Annotated in this window: 17 protein-coding genes; 1 reads left to right on the forward strand and 16 read right to left on the reverse strand. The window is 68.8% G+C overall.

What is annotated here, in order from left to right; all coding sequences use genetic code 11:
- Window positions 1–39: 39 nt before the first annotated feature.
- From ACIHCQ_RS08065 to ACIHCQ_RS08115, 11 genes are all read right to left on the reverse strand, one after another.
- Window positions 40–2868 carry a DEAD/DEAH box helicase gene (locus tag ACIHCQ_RS08065; protein WP_399658949.1) on the reverse strand — a complete coding sequence of 943 codons (2829 nt, stop codon included), beginning with the start codon at window positions 2866–2868 and terminating at the stop codon, window positions 40–42.
- A gap of 185 nt (window positions 2869–3053) precedes the next feature.
- Window positions 3054–4019, reverse strand: a complete 966-nt coding sequence (tatC, locus tag ACIHCQ_RS08070; RefSeq protein WP_399658950.1) for a twin-arginine translocase subunit TatC — start codon at window positions 4017–4019, stop codon at window positions 3054–3056.
- A 56-nt stretch (window positions 4020–4075) separates the two neighbouring features.
- Complete coding sequence (gene tatA, locus ACIHCQ_RS08075; protein WP_399658952.1) at window positions 4076–4375, reverse strand: Sec-independent protein translocase subunit TatA; 300 nt, start codon at window positions 4373–4375, stop codon at window positions 4076–4078.
- Between the two features lie 265 nt (window positions 4376–4640).
- Window positions 4641–4838, reverse strand: coding sequence for a hypothetical protein (locus ACIHCQ_RS08080; protein ID WP_399658953.1), 198 nt, complete (start codon window positions 4836–4838; stop codon window positions 4641–4643).
- Window positions 4839–4847: 9 nt separating this feature from the next.
- Complete coding sequence (locus ACIHCQ_RS08085; protein ID WP_399658954.1) at window positions 4848–5102, reverse strand: hypothetical protein; 255 nt, start codon at window positions 5100–5102, stop codon at window positions 4848–4850.
- Between the two features lie 15 nt (window positions 5103–5117).
- Window positions 5118–6074, reverse strand: a complete 957-nt coding sequence (locus tag ACIHCQ_RS08090; protein WP_399658956.1) for a helix-turn-helix transcriptional regulator — start codon at window positions 6072–6074, stop codon at window positions 5118–5120.
- 17 nt (window positions 6075–6091) lie between these two features.
- Window positions 6092–7048: a helix-turn-helix transcriptional regulator gene (locus ACIHCQ_RS08095; RefSeq protein ID WP_399658958.1), complete on the reverse strand. Its 957-nt coding sequence runs from the start codon at window positions 7046–7048 to the stop codon at window positions 6092–6094.
- Window positions 7049–7233: 185 nt separating this feature from the next.
- Entirely contained in the window at window positions 7234–7608 is a 375-nt protein-coding gene (locus tag ACIHCQ_RS08100; protein ID WP_399658959.1) for an FKBP-type peptidyl-prolyl cis-trans isomerase, read from the reverse strand.
- Window positions 7609–7651: 43 nt separating this feature from the next.
- A complete protein-coding gene (locus ACIHCQ_RS08105) occupies window positions 7652–8611 on the reverse strand; it encodes an FKBP-type peptidyl-prolyl cis-trans isomerase (protein ID WP_399658961.1) in 960 nt (319 codons plus the stop codon).
- Window positions 8612–8753: 142 nt separating this feature from the next.
- Complete coding sequence (gene pafA, locus ACIHCQ_RS08110) at window positions 8754–10115, reverse strand: Pup--protein ligase (RefSeq protein ID WP_399658962.1); 1362 nt, start codon at window positions 10113–10115, stop codon at window positions 8754–8756.
- Window positions 10116–10124: 9 nt separating this feature from the next.
- Window positions 10125–11453, reverse strand: coding sequence for an MFS transporter (locus ACIHCQ_RS08115; protein ID WP_399658964.1), 1329 nt, complete (start codon window positions 11451–11453; stop codon window positions 10125–10127).
- A 139-nt stretch (window positions 11454–11592) separates the two neighbouring features.
- On the opposite strand from ACIHCQ_RS08115, the gene ACIHCQ_RS08120 reads away from it, so the two are divergent.
- Window positions 11593–12864, forward strand: a complete 1272-nt coding sequence (locus ACIHCQ_RS08120; protein ID WP_399658965.1) for a LacI family DNA-binding transcriptional regulator — start codon at window positions 11593–11595, stop codon at window positions 12862–12864.
- Between the two features lie 239 nt (window positions 12865–13103).
- Here the strand turns inward: ACIHCQ_RS08120 and prcA are convergent, their stop codons facing one another.
- The 5 genes from prcA to dop all read right to left on the reverse strand — a co-directional run bounded on the left by prcA (window position 13104) and on the right by dop (window position 17237).
- Entirely contained in the window at window positions 13104–13922 is an 819-nt protein-coding gene (prcA, locus tag ACIHCQ_RS08125; protein WP_399658966.1) for a proteasome subunit alpha, read from the reverse strand.
- 66 nt (window positions 13923–13988) lie between these two features.
- The gene (prcB, locus tag ACIHCQ_RS08130; protein ID WP_399658967.1) at window positions 13989–14834 is read right to left on the reverse strand and encodes a proteasome subunit beta; all 846 of its coding nucleotides are present in this window, start codon (window positions 14832–14834) and stop codon (window positions 13989–13991) included.
- Window positions 14786–15379, reverse strand: coding sequence for an endonuclease VII domain-containing protein (locus ACIHCQ_RS08135; RefSeq protein ID WP_399658969.1), 594 nt, complete (start codon window positions 15377–15379; stop codon window positions 14786–14788). The genes prcB and ACIHCQ_RS08135 overlap by 49 nt, the downstream gene beginning before the upstream one ends.
- 7 nt (window positions 15380–15386) lie before the next feature.
- Entirely contained in the window at window positions 15387–15605 is a 219-nt protein-coding gene (locus ACIHCQ_RS08140) for a ubiquitin-like protein Pup (RefSeq protein WP_399658970.1), read from the reverse strand.
- 120 nt (window positions 15606–15725) lie between these two features.
- Window positions 15726–17237 (reverse strand): depupylase/deamidase Dop, encoded by a 1512-nt coding sequence (gene dop / locus ACIHCQ_RS08145; protein ID WP_399658971.1) that lies wholly within the window; start codon window positions 17235–17237, stop codon window positions 15726–15728.
- Between the last annotated feature and the right edge of the window lie 87 nt (window positions 17238–17324).

A 17324-nucleotide genomic window follows, 5' to 3' on the forward strand; every position in this document is an offset into this window, starting at 1 on the left:
ACCGGTGAAACAGGGCCTCCCCACCTACTCAGGACTTACTCAGCCCACCGAGCTGTACGCCACCACACCCCGCAGCAGCGCATCGACCGCCTTGCGCGCATTGGTCCCGACCGTGCTGTTCTCGCGCGGCGCCGCCGCGGCGATCTGCCCCAGCACATCGATCACCTGCTTACACCAGCGTACGAAGTCGCCCGCGGGCATCTCCGCCTCGCGCAACACCTCGTCGAGCCCTCTGCCCAGGGCCCACTGATGCGCGATCCAGGCAAAACCGAAGTCGGGCTCACGCTGTCCGACCCCCTCCGCCTGGTTGATCCTGAACTGCTCCTCCAGTGCGTCGAGCCGACCCCAGATGTGCACCATCTCGCCCAGCGCGATCTTCGCCTTCCCCGCCGGGACCCGGGGCGCGACCGCGTCATCCGACTGTCGCGCCTCGAACACCAACGCCGAGACGCACGCGGCCAGTTCGGCCGGATTGAGCCCCTCCCACACCCGGTCGCGCAGGCATTCGCTCGCCAGCAGATCCAGCTCGCCGTACAGCCGCGCGAGCCGCTTGCCGTGCTGCGTGACCTCGTCCTCGCGCAGATAGTCCAGCTCGGTCAGCAGCGCCACGATCCGGTCGAAGGTACGGGCGATGGTGTTCGTCCGGCCCTCGATGCGCCGCTCCAACTGCCGGGTGTCACGCTGCAACCGGTGGTAGCGCTCCGCCCACCGCGCGTGATCCTCGCGTTCGTCGCAGCCGTGGCAGGGGTGCGCGCGCAGCGCCGTACGCAGCCGGGCGATCTCCCGGTCGTCGGCAGCGGCGGAGCGCTGCTTGCCATGCCGGTCGGGCACGATGTGCCCGGCCTTGGTCCGCAGCGCCGACGCCAGATCGCGCCGTGACTGCGGCGAGCGCGGGTTGAACGACTTCGGGATCCGCATCCGCTCCAGCGCCTCGACCGGCACCGGGAAGTCGATCGACGCCAGCCGCTTGACCTGGCGCTCGGCGGTCAGGACGAGCGGGCGCGGACCGTCGTGGTGCTCGAATCCGCGGTGCCCGTTGGTGCGTCCGGCGGCGATCCCGGGGTCCAGCACCAGCGCCAGACCCGCGAACTTGCCTGTCGGGACGTGGATGACATCACCGGGCTTCAGCTTCTCCAGCGCGGAGGCCGCGGCGACCCGCCGCTGTGCCGCGCCCTGCTTGGCCAGCTCCGTCTCACGGTCCTTGAGCTCGCGGCGCATCCGCGCATAGTCCTCGAAGTCCCCCAAGTGGCAGGACATGCCCTCGCGGTAGCCCTCAAGCCCCTCTTCGTTCTTCTGCACCTGGCGGGAGATGCCGACGACCGACTTGTCCGCCTGGAACTGCGCGAACGACGTCTCCAGCAGCTCGCGCGAGCGGTGGCTGCCGAACTGCTGCACCAGATTGACGGCCATGTTGTACGAGGGCTTGAAGCTGGAGCGCAGCGGGTACGTGCGGGTGCCCGCGAGGCCCGCGAGCGCCTCCGGGTCCATGGCCCGCTGCCACAGCACCACCGCATGACCCTCGACGTCGATGCCGCGCCGCCCGGCCCGGCCGGTGAGCTGGGTGTACTCGCCGGGGGTGATGTCGGCGTGCTGCTCGCCGTTCCACTTGACGAGCTTCTCCAGGACCACGGAGCGTGCGGGCATGTTGATACCGAGCGCCAGCGTCTCGGTGGCGAAGACAGCCTTCACCAGACCGCGTACGAACAGCTCCTCGACGACCTCCTTGAAGGTCGGCAGCATGCCCGCGTGGTGCGCGGCGATGCCCCGCTCCAGGCCTTCCAGCCACTCGTAGTACCCCAGGACCTGCAGGTCCTCGCCGGGGATGGACTCGGTCCGCGTCTCCACGATCTCGCGGACCTGCCGGCGGCCCTCCTCGTCGTTGAGCCGCAGTCCGGCGTACATGCACTGCTGTACGGCGGCCTCGCAGCCCGCCCGGCTGAAGATGAAGGTGATCGCGGGCAGCAGGCCTTCGGCGTCGAGCCGTTCGATGACCTCGGGCCGGGTGGGCGTCCAGACGCGGCTGCGCTGGCGGCGCTCGCGCTCCCGGTCCGCCTCTCGCATCATCTTGCCGCGGCGGCGGTCGGCGGGGTTGTACGTGCGCTGGTTCTCCATCCGCGCCAGGCGTACGAGATCGGGGTTGACCTCACGCCTGGTGGTGCCACGGCCGCCGTGGTCGGTCTCCTCCTCGAAGAGGTCGTACATCCGGCGGCCGGCCAGGACGTGCTGCCACAGCGGCACGGGCCGGTGCTCGGAGACGATCACTTCGGTGTCACCGCGGACGGTGTCCAGCCAGTCGCCGAACTCCTCGGCGTTGGACACGGTCGCCGACAGTGACACCAGGGTCACCGACTGGGGGAGGTGGATGATCACTTCCTCCCACACGGCCCCGCGGAAGCGGTCGGAGAGGTAGTGCACCTCGTCCATGACCACATAGCCGAGGCCGCGCAGCGCCTGCGAGCCCGCATAGAGCATGTTGCGCAGCACTTCGGTGGTCATCACGATCACCGGCGCGCCGGGGTTGACGGTGTTGTCCCCGGTGAGCAGGCCGACCTTGTCCGGACCGTAGCGCCGGGCGAGGTCGGCGTACTTCTGGTTGGACAGAGCCTTGATGGGGGTGGTGTAGAAGCATTTGCGGCCCCGCTCCAGGGCCAGGTGGACGGCGAATTCACCGACGATGGTCTTGCCCGAACCGGTGGGCGCCGCGACGAGCACGCCCTTGCCCGCTTCCAGGGCCTGACAGGCCTCGATCTGGAACGGATCCAGATCGAATTCGTACAACGCGCGGAAGGGAGCCAGCGCGGTGGCTTCCTCAGCGGCGCGTATACGGGCGGCGGCGTAGCGCTCAGCGGGCGAAAGATACTCGGTCATCTTGAATACGAGCCTACCCGTCGCCTCTGACAGTGAGCCGATCTTTAATTGACCGGGGCAACCGAGGCAACCGGAGCACCTGGCCCTGGGCCGAACGGGAGCGGGGCGACGCCTGCACGCAGCGTCGCCCCATCCTGTCCTGCCCTGTCCTGCCCTGCCCTGTCCTGACCGCTCTGTTCCGCGCCTCAGGTGATGTCGTCGTACCCGTTGAGCCGGTTCGAACGTCCGCCGTCCGCCGCGCCACTGGCCTGCTCGGGCAGCCCGGCCCGGCCGGCCGGCAGGGGCTCGATCTCGCCGATGTCCTCGGGGACGAGATCAAGGTCGGAGGCCTCGTCGTCGTCCAGCTCGGCGTCCGGGTTCTTGCGGCGCCGCCGTGCGTCGTTGAGGAACGAGAAACCGACCGCGAAGAAGTACAGGATCGCCAGCGGACCGGCCAGCAGCAGCATCGAGATCGGCTCGCCGCCGGGGGTGGCGATCGCGGCGAACGCGGTGAGCCCGATGATCATGCCCCGCCACCAGCTGAGCATCCGCTTGCCGGTCAGCACATTGGTCAGGTTGAGCAGGATGAGCAGCAAGGGAAGCTCGAAAGCCAGACCGAAGACGATCACCATCCGCGTGATCAGGTCCAGATAGTCGTCGAGCGGCAGCAGGTTCTTCGCGCCTTCAGGCGTGAAGCCGAGCATAATCGACGCGGTCTGCGGCAGGATCGAGTACGCGAGGTACGCGCCGAGCAGGAAGAGCGGAACACCCGCCGCCACAAAGCTCAGGGCGTAGCGCCGCTCGTGCGTGTGCATGCCCGGGGCGACGAACGCCCAGAGCTGGTACAGCCAGACCGGGGTGGCCGCCAGAACACCCGTCATCAGGGCGACCTTCAACGCGATGGTGAAGGGCGACAACAGACCCTGGGTGGTCATCTCGGCACAGGGCTTGCCGTTGACCATCGTCGTGGCGCCGTTCACACAGCCGACCGAGCTGAGGATCGGCTCCATCAGAAACTCGAAGATCTGCTTCTGGAAGAAGGCAGCGCCGATTGTCACCACAATGATGGCCAGGACCGACTTCAGCAGCCGGTTGCGCAACTCACGCAGGTGTTCCCCGAGGGGCATTCGTCCCTCGGTGTCCTTCTCCTGCTTGCGGGCAGACTTGAGCAACCCACTCCCTCGTCTCGTGCGAAGTCCGTCTGCGAATTCGTCGGGAACCGGGTCGGTCAGCCCTGCGCGCTGCGGTTCTGCTCAGTGACGGGACGGCCGCTGGTGACATCACCGGGGGCGGCCTGGATCGTACGCGGCGCGTCCTGCGGGGCCGCGGTCTGCTCAGCGGTGGTCGACGCGGTGGCCGTGCCGGCCGTCGGCTCGTCGTCCTTCTTCATCGCCTTGGCCTCGCTCTTGAGAATGCGAGCGGACTTGCCGAGCGAACGAGCCATGTCGGGAAGCTTCTTGGCACCGAACAGCAACAGGATGACGACGACGATCAGGAGAATCTCTAGGGGCTTCAGATTGCCGATCATGTGCGACTTCCTTCTCACTGAGGCGGCTGGAGGGTGGGCTGCCCGGTCGGTCGGACAGGCGCCCGATCACCATGCTGACAGCGATCGTAACTTGTAGGAGTAAACGCGGGGCAATGCCCGTGCATACTCCCGTTGGCGGCGACACCTCGCTGTTGGGCCGCTGCCAGCAGCGTACCTTCCGGGCACGCACGCCATCAGACCACGATCGGCTATCGGTTAGCTATGGGGTGCCTTGGGCCACCGGCCACCCGCTACCCGCTACCCGCTACCGCAAGGTTTCGCCGGTGCGGGCCAGATCCGCCGCCGCCCGCTCCAGTTCCTCCGCGGCACTGTTGATCCGCTCCGTCGTGCGGGTCACCTCGCGGCCCAGGCGCTGGGCCTCGATGAAGACCCGGATGCCGAGGATGCCGAGTACGGCGATCCCGAGGAAGCCGAGGGCGATGGCGAGCATGGGCCAGAACATGCGCAGAGCCTAGACCGTGGAGTGGAGGCGCAGCGTCCGTACCCCGCCGCCGGTGAGGAGCTCGATGATGCGCTCCCCCGCGGGCCTGCGGACGGCCGTCTCGCACTCGGGGCAGGTGAAGGAGTAGAAGGTCGTACGGCGGCTGGCGCCGATCGCCAGCCGCAGCGCCCCCGCCGAGAGCTCGAAGCGGGCGCCGCACTCGGGGCACGCCGCCTTGAAGAGGACCGGTCCGACCGGGGCCGGGATTCCAGACGCCAGAGACATTCGCCCTGAATCTCCTTATTCCTGACCGTCGTAGGCGAGGAGCGCCTCGCGTGCCGCCAGCCGCGCGCTGTCCGCCAGATCCTGCGGCGACACAATCCGCCCGTCCGGCCCCAGCCGCAGCGCCAGCCGTCGCAGCGACGCGGGGGCGGGCGTACGCAGAGTGATGCGCAGGCCACCGTCCGGCAGCTCCTCCGCGCTGTCGTGCGGGTAGTACTCGGCGACCCAGCGCCCGCCGGGGCCCACCTCGATCTCGACCTCGGGGTCGTCGGCCGAGGGCTGCACCAGCCCCTCCGATAGATCGCGCAGTTCGAGCTCCGGCGGCGCGGCGGGCTCGTCGAGCAGCTTGATCTCGGCGACCCGGTCGAGGCGGAACGTGCGGCGCGCCTCGGAGAGACGGCACCAGGCCTCCATGTACGTATGTCCCACGGCGAACAGGCGGATGGGGTCCACCTCGCGCTCGGTGAGCTCGTCGCGCGCGGGCGAGTAGTAGCGCAGCCACAGCCGCCGCCGCTCCGAGATCGCCCGGTCCACGTCGGCGAAGACGCCGCCCTCGGACTCGAAGGTCACCGAGAGCCGCGAGCTCGCGCCCGCCGCCTCGCCGGCCGCCGCCTCCAGCTTGGCGGTGGCCCGCAGCAGCGCGTCCCGGTCGCTCTCGCGCAGCCCGGGCAGGGTGGCGACGGCGCGCGCGGCCACCAGCAGGGCGGTCGCCTCGTCGGCGGCGAGCCGCAGCGGCTCGGCGACATCGTCCGCGTTGTGCCACCAGATGCGGTCGCCGTCCGTGTCGATGTCGAGCAGATCGCCGCCGCGGAAGCTGGTCCCGCACATCGGCAGCACGTCGAGGTCGGAGATCAGCTCGTCCTCGGTGATCCCGAAGGCGCGGGCGACATCGCTGACGTGCGCGCCGGGACGCTCACGCAGATAGGTCACCAGCGAGAGCATCCGCCTGGTCTGGTCAATGGCATTGGCGGCCATGGTTGTACGAGTCCCCCTCAGCCCTTGGCCACGGCACGGAGCCGGTCGACCACATCGGCCCGCAGATCCGCGGGCTCCAGTACGACCACGTCCGGGCCGAACTCCACGAGCCAGGCGTCCAGGCCGTGTCCGTACGGAATCTCCAACTCTTCCCAGCCGTCGCCGAGTTCCCGCACGGTCTGGGCGCGTGAGCGCAGCGGGTAGCCGCAGCCCGTCCGCAGCCGGATCAGCGCGGAGCGGGTCGCGGTCTCGCCCGCCCAGCTCTCGACGGTTTCACGGACGGTGACGACATCGGGCACGGGCGCGGTGAAGGACCCGGCACGGGAGCGGACCTTGCCGGTGATGCGGGAGAGCCGGAAGACGCGCTCGGCGGCCCGGTCCCGGTCCCAGCCCGCCAGGTACCAGTGACCGCGCCAGCACTCCAGGGTCCACGGCTCGACGTGCCGCTGTTCGGGGCGGGCGGCGGTCGCCTTGCGGTAGTCGAAGACGATGGGGCGGCGGTCGCGGCAGGCGAGCATCAGCGGCTCGAAGGCGGCCTCGTGGACCGGGATGCGGGGCTCCAGCGCGCTGTGGTGCGCTTCGTACGAATCCTCGGCCTCGGGCATGCCGGCCGCGCGCAGCTTCTGCAGGGCGCCGCTGGCGGCTCCGGCGAGGCGCGCCTGCTGCCAGACCTTGGCGGCGAGGCCGAGGGCCGCGGCCTCCTCGCCGTCCAGGGTGATGGGGGGCAGCCGGTTGGAGTCACGGCGGGCGAGGTAGCCGGTGTCGCCTTCGAGGTTCTCGACGGTCTCGATGACCAGGCCGAGTTCGCGTAGATCGTCCTTGTCGCGCTCGAACATCCGGTTGAAGGAGTCGTCGGAGCCGGCCTCCAGGTAGGCCTCGATGGACCCGCGCAGCTCGCGCTTGCTGAGTGGGCGGCGGGTTCCGAGCAGGCACAACGCCAGATTCATCAACCGCTCGGCCTTGGCAATGGCCATGGACGCCCTACACCCTCCAGCCGAAGTCACTTCTGCCCTGTGACCGTACCGCTCCGGGGTGTCGGGACAAAAGCGGAGGGCCCATGGCCGGAATTCTCCGGACATGGGCCCTTGTCAGCTTTGGTCACTCTACGAAGGGGCAACCCCCGACAGACGCCGACAGACGCCGACAGACGCCAACAGACTCAGACAGCGACGAGGTCGCAGACGAAGATCAGCGTCTCGCCCGGCGCGATGGCGCCGCCACCGGCGCCACGATCGCCGTACGCGAGCTTCGCGGGGATGATCAGCTCGCGGCGTCCGCCGACCTTCATGCCCTGTACGCCCTGGTCCCAGCCCGAGATGACCTGGCCGACACCGAGCTTGAACTCCAGCGGATTGCCGCGGTTCCACGACGAGTCGAACTCCTCGCCGGTGGAGAAGGCCACGCCCACATAGTGGACGGAGACGGTGTCGCCCGCCTTGGCCACCGGTCCGTCGCCCTCCCAGATGTCCTTGATCTCCAGCTCCGCCGGCGGCTCGCCACCGGGGAAGTCGATCTCGGGCTTCTCGATGCTCACTGAACTGCTCCTCTTAAATGATGAACGCGTAACCGGAACAGTGTTACACCTTGGTCAGCAGGTCCACGGCGAAGACCAGCGTGGAGTTCTTCGGGATGCCCTCCTGCTCCTTGGCCCCGAAGGCCTGGTCCGGCGGGATGACCAGCAGCACACGGCTGCCGACCTTCTTGCCGACGAGACCGTCCTTGAGGCCCTTGAGCGTCACCTGCGCCAACGGGAAGGACTGGGTCTTCCCCGCGTCATAGGTGCTGTCGAACTTCTTGCCGCCCGCCCAGAGGAACGCCTCGTACTTCACGACGACGGTGTCCTTGTCGGTGAGCACGGGTCCCGTGCCCTCCAGGACGTAGTTCGAGACGAGCTTCTTCGGCGGGTCGCTCTTCTTCGGGAAGGTGACCGAGGGAGCCTTGCCGTCGGCGTTGACGCCGATCTTCGGCAGGTCGGCGTTCTCCTGCGCGACCGTGGTGCCCTTGGCGGACAGCGGCACGGGAGTCGCCTTCAGAATGTCGATGACGAAGACGAGGGTGGAATTCGGCTTGATGTCACCCTTGTCCTGCGCGCCGTAGCCGAGCTCCGGCGGGATCGACATCTCGACACGGCTGCCGACCTTCTGGCCCACCAGACCCTGATCCCAGCCCTGGATGACACCACCGGCGCCGAGCGTCAGGTCGAAGGGCTGCTTGCGGTCGAAGCTGTTGTCGAACGGCTTGGTCCCGTCCCAGGTCTGGCCGAGGTAGTGGACCTGGACCGGGTCGCCCTTCTTCAGCGCCGCGCCCTTGCCCTCGCTGATCGCCTCGACCTTCAGCTCCTTGGGCGGGGTGCCGGCGCCTTTCGCCAGAGTCGGCTTCTCACCGAACTTGGCGCCGGCCGTGATCGCGGGCAGCCCGCCCTTCGACGAGGGGGCGGTGGAAGCGGAAGTGGAGTCGGAGTCCTTGTCGTCGCTGCCGCAGGCCACTGTCGACAACAGCAGCAAGGGGACGACGAGAAGGCCGGCAAGTCGGCGCACGTGTTCCTCAGATCTCAGACGGCACAGTAGTTTCCCAACACTCTAGGGCGTGCCAAGGGCCCCACACGAGGAACGTGCGGGGCCCGAGTGGCGTTCACACCGGCCGTTTGGCTGCTTCCCGCCCCTGTCCGCTACATCTCCGCTACATCCCGGCGATGAGCTTCTCCACCCTGTCGTCGACCGAACGGAACGGGTCCTTGCACAGCACGGTGCGCTGCGCCTGATCATTGAGCTTGAGGTGCACCCAGTCGACGGTGAAGTCCCTCCGCTGCTCCTGCGCCCGGCGGATGAAGTCGCCGCGCAGCCGCGCCCTGGTGGTCTGCGGGGGCACGGACTTGCCCTCGAAGATCTTCAGGTCGTTGCAGATCCGGGTGGCCTGGCCCTTCCGCTCCAGGAGGTAGTACAGCCCTCGCCGGCGGTGGATGTCGTGGTACGCGAGGTCTATCTGGGCGACCCGCGGATGCGACATGGTCATGTTGTGCTTGGCGCGGTACCGCTCGATGAGCTTGTACTTCATCACCCAGTCGATTTCGGTGCCGATCCGGTCGAGGTCTCCCTCGTCGATCGCGTCCAGCGTGCGGCCCCACAGTTCGAGGACCTGCGCGACCGTGCCGGTGCGGATGCCACGCCGGTCGACGAAGTCCACGGCCTTCTCGTAGTACTCGCGCTGCACTTCGAGGGCGGAGGCCTCCCGCCCGCTGGCCAGGCGCACCTTGCGCTGACCTGTTATGTCGTGGCTGACCTCGCGGATCGCCCGGATGGGGTTCTCCAGGGTCAGATCGCGCATGACCGTGCCCGCCTCGATCATGCGCAGGACGAGGTCGGTCGCGCCGACCTTCAGCAGCATGGTCGTCTCGGACATGTTCGAGTCGCCGACGATGACATGCAGACGGCGGTAACGCTCCGCGTCGGCGTGCGGCTCGTCGCGGGTGTTGATGATCGGGCGCGAGCGGGTGGTGGCGGAGCTGACGCCTTCCCAGATGTGCTCGGCCCGCTGGCTGACGCAGTAGACCGCGCCGCGCGGGGTCTGCAGCACCTTGCCCGCGCCGCAGAGCAGCTGACGGGTGACCAGGAAGGGGATGAGGATGTCCGCGAGCCGGGAGAACTCTCCGTGGCGGGCGACGAGATAATTCTCGTGGCAGCCGTAGGAGTTTCCCGCCGAGTCGGTGTTGTTCTTGAACAGATAGACGTCGCCCGCGATTCCCTCCTCGTGCAGGCGGCGTTCGGCGTCGACGAGCAGGCCTTCGAGAATGCGTTCGCCGGCCTTGTCGTGGGTGACCAGCTCGGTCACATTGTCGCATTCAGGAGTGGCGTACTCCGGATGCGAACCCACGTCGAGATAGAGGCGGGCGCCGTTCCGCAGGAAGACATTGCTGCTGCGGCCCCATGAGACAACACGGCGGAAGAGGTAGCGCGCCACTTCGTCAGGTGACAGTCGGCGCTGTCCCCTGAACGTGCACGTGACGCCGTACTCGTTCTCCAGCCCGAAAATGCGGCGGTCCATGTCTGAACATTACGCCTCAAGGCCTGTGCTGAAACCGGGTTCGGCTGCACCGTTTCGATCATTTTCCAATGAGCCCGCTATGTCGCCCGCAATGTCCTTCGTACGGCTGGGAACTGCGAGGACCCGCTGAGTGGCCATCAGGACGAGGAAGGCGGCGACGCCTCCCGCCCCCGCGACGGCGAAACTCCAGGCGGTCCCGCCGAGCTCGACGGCCGGGCCGGCGACGGCGGTTCCGACCGCCGTGCCGACGCCGAAGGTCGTCACGACCCAGGAGAACGCCTCGGTGACCGTGCCTCTCGGGGCGTGCCGGTCGACCACGATGAAGGCGCAGGCCAGCGCGGGTGCGAGGAAGACTCCGGCGACGGCGCAGAGCGCGGTCATGGCGGCCACGCCGGGCGTGAGCGCGAGCGGCAGATAGCCCAGCGCGAGGAGGCCGACGATGACCCGCAGGCGGCTCTCGGGGGCTCCGGCCCACTGGCGGGCGCCGTAGACGGTGCCGCCGATGAGCGCGCCGAGGCCGATGGCGGCCATCAGCCAGCCGTACACCGACTCGCGGCCGTGGTCGTCGGCGTACGCGACTCCGGCGACCGTGATCGAGCCGAGAGCGAGGCCGACGAAGAAGAGCGCCCCCAGGAGCGCGAGCAGGCCGGGAGAGCGCAGTGCGCCCAGCCAGTGGGCCTCACGGGGTGCGCTGCGCCAGGCGCGGGACGGCTCGGACAGTACGACCGAGAGCGCGCCGAGCACGCCGATGGCGTTGATGACCAGGAGAGCGGCGCCGGGCGACCAGAGCGAGACGAGCACGGTGACCAGGAGGGGGCCGATGGTGAACATGATCTCCTGCGCGACGGCGTCCATCGCGTAGGCGCGGTGCACCTGGTCCTCGCGGGACAGGACGCTGGGCCAGAGGGCGCGCAGGCCGCCTTCGAGGGGCGGGGTGAAGAGCCCGGCGACGGTGACGGCGGCGTACGCGACGATGAGCGAGCCCGGGCCGGCGCCCGTGCCTGTACCCGTGCCCGTGCCGCCCGGGTCGGTGGCCGCGAAGAGGACCATGCCGAGGGCGGAGACGACGGCCGCCGGAAGCTGTACGCGGGGCTGCCCGTACAGGTCCACGGCACGCCCGAGGAGGGGCTGGCCCACCGCGGTCGCCAGCCCGTACACGGCGGTGAGGGCACCGGCGAGGGTGTAGCTGCCGCCCTCGGCGCGGGTGAACAGGACGATGGCGATGTGGGCGGTGGCGTTCGGCAGCCTGCCCACGAGGGTGCCGGTGAGCAGCCGCGCGGCGTGCGGCGACCTCAGTATGTCCCCGTAGCCGGTGGTCGCTGTGGTTGCCCCGGCCATGTTCCGCCCCCCTTTTTCTGGCTCGGCTCGCGGCCTGGTTTTACGTATAACGTGGATGCGTCATACGTACCATGTGGACAGCCCGCGGGTCCACCGAGCTGCCGCGGGCTCTCCGGACGAACGGCTGAGGACGGCACCCATGGCACACCCGGCGGAGCCGGACGGGCCCACGGCGGGGCGGGCGGGCGGCCCGGCTGCGGGCGCGGGCTCCACCCGGTCCACCGGGGCCGATGGGCCCGTACGCGACGGGTCGGCCGACCCGGCTTCCGGCGGTACCGGGCCACGCCCCCCGGCGGGACGCCCCGCATCCGCCCCGGACCGCCCGGGCGGCACCGCAGCCGACGCTCCCGGGCCCGGACGACCGACCGGCGCGGCGGGCCCTTCGCGACGACCACGGGAGGACGCGCGCCCCACCAGTCGGGATGTGGGCCGGCTGGCCGGGGTTTCGCAGGCCACCGTCTCGCTCGTCCTCGGGGACAAGTGGCGCGGCCGGGTCTCCCCGCGCACCGCCGAGCTGGTGCGGGACGCCGCCCGCGAGCTCGGATACCGGCCGAATCTCGCCGCTCGGAGTCTGCGGCTCGGGCGGACCAGGACCGCGCTGCTTGTCGTTCCCGCGCTCACCAATGAGTTCTTCGCCCGCGTCTACACCGGCGCGGCCACCGTCGCCGCCGAGCACGACTTCGGGGTGGTCCTCTACCCCTCTCCCGGGGGCGTCGGTCCCGCCAGGGACCCGTTCGCCTCGGCGCGGGCCGCGCTCGACGGGGTGATCGCCTCCTCCATGGCCGCCCGGACGCTGACCGCCATCCGCGGCAGTGACCTGCCGCTGGTGATGCTCGACAGCGACCCGGCGGACCCCGGTGCCGCCGCCCGCGTCAACCTCGACCTGGCGGACGGCATGCGGCAGCTGACCGATCACCTGCTGTCGCTGGGCCACCGCCGCTTCGTCCACCTCGCATCGGCCGTGGCCTCGTGGACCTTCGACGTACGGGCGAGGGCGCTCCAGGACGCCCTGCGCGGCGTTCCCGACGCGGTCGTACGGACCGTCCGCGCGCCCCTGGACGTACGCGGCGGACGTGAGGCCGCCGAGCGGGCGCTCACCGGCCCGGGCCCGCGCGCCACGGCTCTCGTCTGCGACGACGACATTCTGGCCGCCGGCGCCCTCAAGGCCGTACGCGGGCTTGGCCTGCGAGTGCCCGAGGACGTGTCCGTGACCGGCTTCGACGACCTCGCGCTCGCCACCGCCGTGGAGCCCGAGCTGACGACGGTCAGCCTGCCCGCGGAACGGGTGGGCGAGCGCGGCATGTCCGCGCTGCTCGCGGTGCTCGACGGCCGTACGCCCGAGGAGGGCGACCTCCCGGTGAGTCTGGTCGTACGCGACTCCTCGGCCGCCGCCCCGGACACCACGGGCTGACACGCCGACGCCCCGGCCCGCACCATGCGATGCGGTCCGGGGCGCAGGGCGTGCTTGCGGGCTAGGGCGTGTTTTAGAAGTAGCGCCGTCCGCCCGGTAGGGCGGGCCCTGCGGCGTCTGGTGCGTGCAATCGCAAGGCGGAGGATCGCCCTCGTACTGGACGTACTTGGGCGACTCCGACAACACCGCGAGTGTGCGTGCCAGGCGTCGCGGGGCAGGCGGGACTTCTAAAACACGCCCTAGTCCCCCGACTCCTCGCCCTCGGCCGTCTCGGCCGTCTGTTCCGTCGCCTCGGTGGACTCGGTCGACTCGGCGTCTTCGGTGTCCGACGGCGCGTCCGTCGGCGTCGACGCCGCGCCGTCCGCCTCCAGCAGCCGCGCCAGCTGGCGGCCGACGATCCGCTTGAACTTGCGCGACTGCGGGCGCGTACGGTCCAGGACCGCCACCTCAAGCCTGTCCGCCGGGATCTCCCGCTCGGTGCCGTTGGTGTCTCTCGACAGCGCCTGCACGGCCAGCTTCAGCGCCTCGGCGAGCGACATCCCCTCGCGGTGGCGCTGGTCGAGGAAGCTGCTGATCTGTTCGGAGCTGCCGCCGACCGCCACCGAGCCGTGCTCGTCCACGATCGAACCGTCGTGGGGCAGCCGATAGATCTGGTCACCCTCCGGAGTCTCGCCGACCTCGGCGACAACCAGCTCCACCTCGTACGGCTTCTCGGCCGCGCTGGAGAAGATCGTGCCCAGCGTCTGCGCGTAGACGTTGGCCAGGCCGCGCGCGGTCACATCGCCGCGGTCGTAGGTGTATCCCCGCAGGTCGGCGTAGCGCACACCACCGATCCTGAGGTTCTCGTACTCGTTGTACTTACCGGCCGCGGCGAAGCCGATACGGTCGTAGATCTCACTGAACTTGTGCAGCGCACGGGACGGGTTCTCGCCGACGAAGACAATGCCGTCGGAGTACTGCAGCACTACCAGGCTGCGACCACGGGCGATGCCCTTGCGGGCGTACTCCGCCCGGTCGGCCATCGCCTGCTGGGGTGAGACATAGAACGGCGTCGACACCGGCTATCCGTCCCTTTCTGTCAGTGGTCTTCAGTGGTGAGTACACGAGGTGAGTGCCCGAGTACGTCAGAGCAGCGCGGCGCGCGGGCCGTCGGGCTGTTCGAGGCGGCGTTCCAGTATCGAGTGGGCCACCTCGGAGGCCTCGGCCTCGGTGAGCTTCCTGAAGCCCTCGTCGGTGATCACGGTGACGATCGGATAGATCCGCCGGGCCACATCCGGTCCGCCGGTCGCCGAGTCGTCGTCTGCCGCGTCGTACAGCGCCTGGATGACCAGAGTGATGGCCTGCTGCTCCGTCTGGTCCTCGCGGTAGAGCTTCTTCATCGACCCGCGGGCATAGATGGACCCGGAGCCGGTGGCCGCGAAGCCGCGCTCCTCGAAGCGTCCGCCCGTCACGTCGTACGAGAAGATGCGGCCCTTCTCGCGGTCGACGTCGTACCCCGCGAAGAGCGGCACCACGGCCAGGCCCTGCATGGCCATGCTGAGGTTGCTGCGGATCATGGTGGAGAGCCGGTTGGCCTTGCCCTCCAGGGAGAGCTGGGCGCCTTCGACCTTCTCGAAGTGCTCCAGCTCGAGCTGGAAGAGCTTGACCATCTCCACCGCGAGGCCCGCGGTACCCGCGATGCCCACGGCCGAGTACTCGTCGGCGGGGAAGACCTTCTCCATTTCGCGCTGGGCGATCACGTTGCCCATGGTGGCCCGCCGGTCACCGGCGAGCACCACACCGCCGACGAAGGACGCCGCGATGATGGTCGTACCGTGAGGCGCCTCGAAGGCACCCTGCACGGCCGGCAGCACGCGCTTGCCGGGCAGCAGGTCCGGGGAGTGCTGCCCCAGGAAATCCATGAACGAGGATGAACCGGGCGTCAGGAAGGGAGCTGGTAGACGCCCGGTGCTACGAGTGTTGGCTTCCACGCGTTTCCCTCCAGGTATGCGATAGCACGACGAATGATGTCGGGATCATCTCCCAACACGCCGATGGCCGAATTGCAGTTGAAGCACAGTACGCCACGGACCCTACCCGTCTCATGGCAGTGATCCACGTGCACTGCCGGAGCAGCCAGACAGATCGAGCAGACACCCATCTGCGCCGAGATCATCTCGTCCCGCTCGGCCATGGTGATGCCGTACTTCCTCTTGAAGTAGTTCTCCTGGAGCCGAGCGGCCCGGCACACTTTGCAATAGCTCGCATAGCCGTCGGGCGTGGTCGCGTTCAGTTCCCACTCAGAGTGAGCTTTGATCTCCCCACACTGTGGGCATCGCTTGTGTCCACGCGGTACGGGAACCTTCACCCGCACCGCGCGGCCCTTCGCTTCTTGGCGTTGCCGGTAGTACTGAGCGGCGCACTCCTTGCAGTACGCCGCGAGACCATCACGCGTCGAACGATTGCTGGCGAATGCCTCGCGTGCCAACGTCCGCTGACACCGAGAGCATTTCTTGCCCTGATCCGATTCGGACATCTGCGAACTATTCGCCACCCTTTTGGACAAATGAACGCACGAAATCCTCGGCATTTTCCTCCAGGACGTCATCGATCTCATCCAGTACGGAGTCGACGTCGTCCTGAAGCTTCTCCTGGCGCTCCTTGAGGTCCTCGGAAGCCTGCGCCTCCTGCGTCTGCTCCTCGACCTCCTCAGTGGAACGTGTGGCCTTCTGCTGTCCGCCGCCGGTGTCCTTGGTCGCCATATCCCTCACCCCGCTCGGTTCGCTGCACTTGATCAGACCCTACAAGCGGGGTCCGACATTGGCCCCGCACTTGGTTCAACGTACGAGGCCCACCTTCATGATTCCCGGACGAGAACCGTTTCAGCCCCCCGACAGCACCCGGACCAGCTCTTCCGCGGTGCGGCACCGGTCCAGCAGCTCCTTGACGTGGTTGCGCGTGCCGCGCAGCGGCTCCAGTGTCGGTACCCGCTGGAGCGAGTCCCGGCCCGGCAGATCGAAGATCACCGAGTCCCAGGAGGCCGCTGCCACATCGTCCGCGTACTGCTCCAGGCAGCGACCGCGGAAGTACGCCCGGGTGTCCTCCGGAGGCTTCGTCCTGGCCCTTTCGACGTCGCTCTCGTCCAGCAGCCGCGTCATCTTGCCGCGGGCCGCCAGCCGGTTGTAGAGGCCCTTCTCGGGGCGCACGTCGGCGTACTGGAGGTCCACGAGATGCAGCCGAGGCGCGTCCCATTCCAGGTTGTCGCGTCGGCGGTAGCCCTCCATGAGCTCCTTCTTGGCGATCCAGTCCAGCTCGCCCGACAGGCTCATCGGGTCGTTCTCCAGCCGGTTGAGAGTGTCCTCCCAGCGGATCAGAACGTCCTTGGTCTGGTCGTCCGCGTCCGCGCCGTAGCGCTCCTCGACGTATTTCCGGGCGAGCTCGAAGTACTCCATCTGCAGCTGGACCGCGGTGAGTGTCCGGCCGCTGCGGAGCGTGACCAGTCGCTTCAGTGTGGGGTCGTGGGACACCTGGTGCAGGGTGCGCACCGGCTGGTCGACCGCCAGGTCCACGGCGATGAAGCCGTCCTCGATCATCGACAGGACCAGGGCTGTGGTGCCCAGTTTCAGGTACGTCGAGATCTCCGACAGATTCGCGTCGCCGATGATCACATGGAGCCTGCGGTACTTCTCGGCGTCGGAGTGGGGTTCGTCGCGCGTGTTGATGATGGGCCGCTTCAGCGTCGTCTCCAGGCCGACCTCGACCTCGAAATAGTCGGCGCGCTGGCTGATCTGGAAGCCGTGCTCGTGGCCGTCCTGGCCGATTCCGATCCGTCCCGCGCCCGTGACGACCTGCCGCGATACGAAGAACGGCGTCAGATGGCGCACGATGTCCGAAAAGGCGGTCTCCCGCTTCATCAGGTAGTTCTCGTGCGTCCCGTAGGACGCGCCCTTATTGTCGGTGTTGTTCTTGTAGAGGTGGATCGGCTGGGCGCCGGGCAGCTGGGCTGCGCGCTCGGCCGCCTCCGCCATGATGCGTTCGCCGGCCTTGTCCCACAGCACGGCGTCGAGCGGGTTGGTGACCTCGGGAGAGCTGTACTCGGGATGGGCATGGTCGACGTACAGCCTGGCGCCATTGGTGAGGATGACATTGGCCAGACCGATGTCCTCGTCGGTGAGCTGGCTGGAGTCGGCGGCCTCGCGGGCGAGGTCGAAGCCACGGGCGTCCCGCAGCGGGTTCTCCTCCTCGAAGTCCCAGCGGGCGCGCCGCGCCCTGTGCATCGCCGCCGCGTAGGCGTTGACGATCTGGGACGAGGTGAGCATGGCATTGGCGTTCGGGTGGCCCGGGACGGAGATGCCGTACTCCGTCTCGATGCCCATTACTCGCCGTACGGTCATGCGGCCCTCCTTGCCCGGCGGCGCTCCCCTGCGGGAACGGCGCTCAAGTACCGCTGCGTCTCCTGTGTCTGTGCGGTGCCCGTCCCC

The organism is Streptomyces sp. NPDC052236 (assembly GCF_044548015.1).
GTDB lineage: Bacteria > Actinomycetota > Actinomycetes > Streptomycetales > Streptomycetaceae > Streptomyces.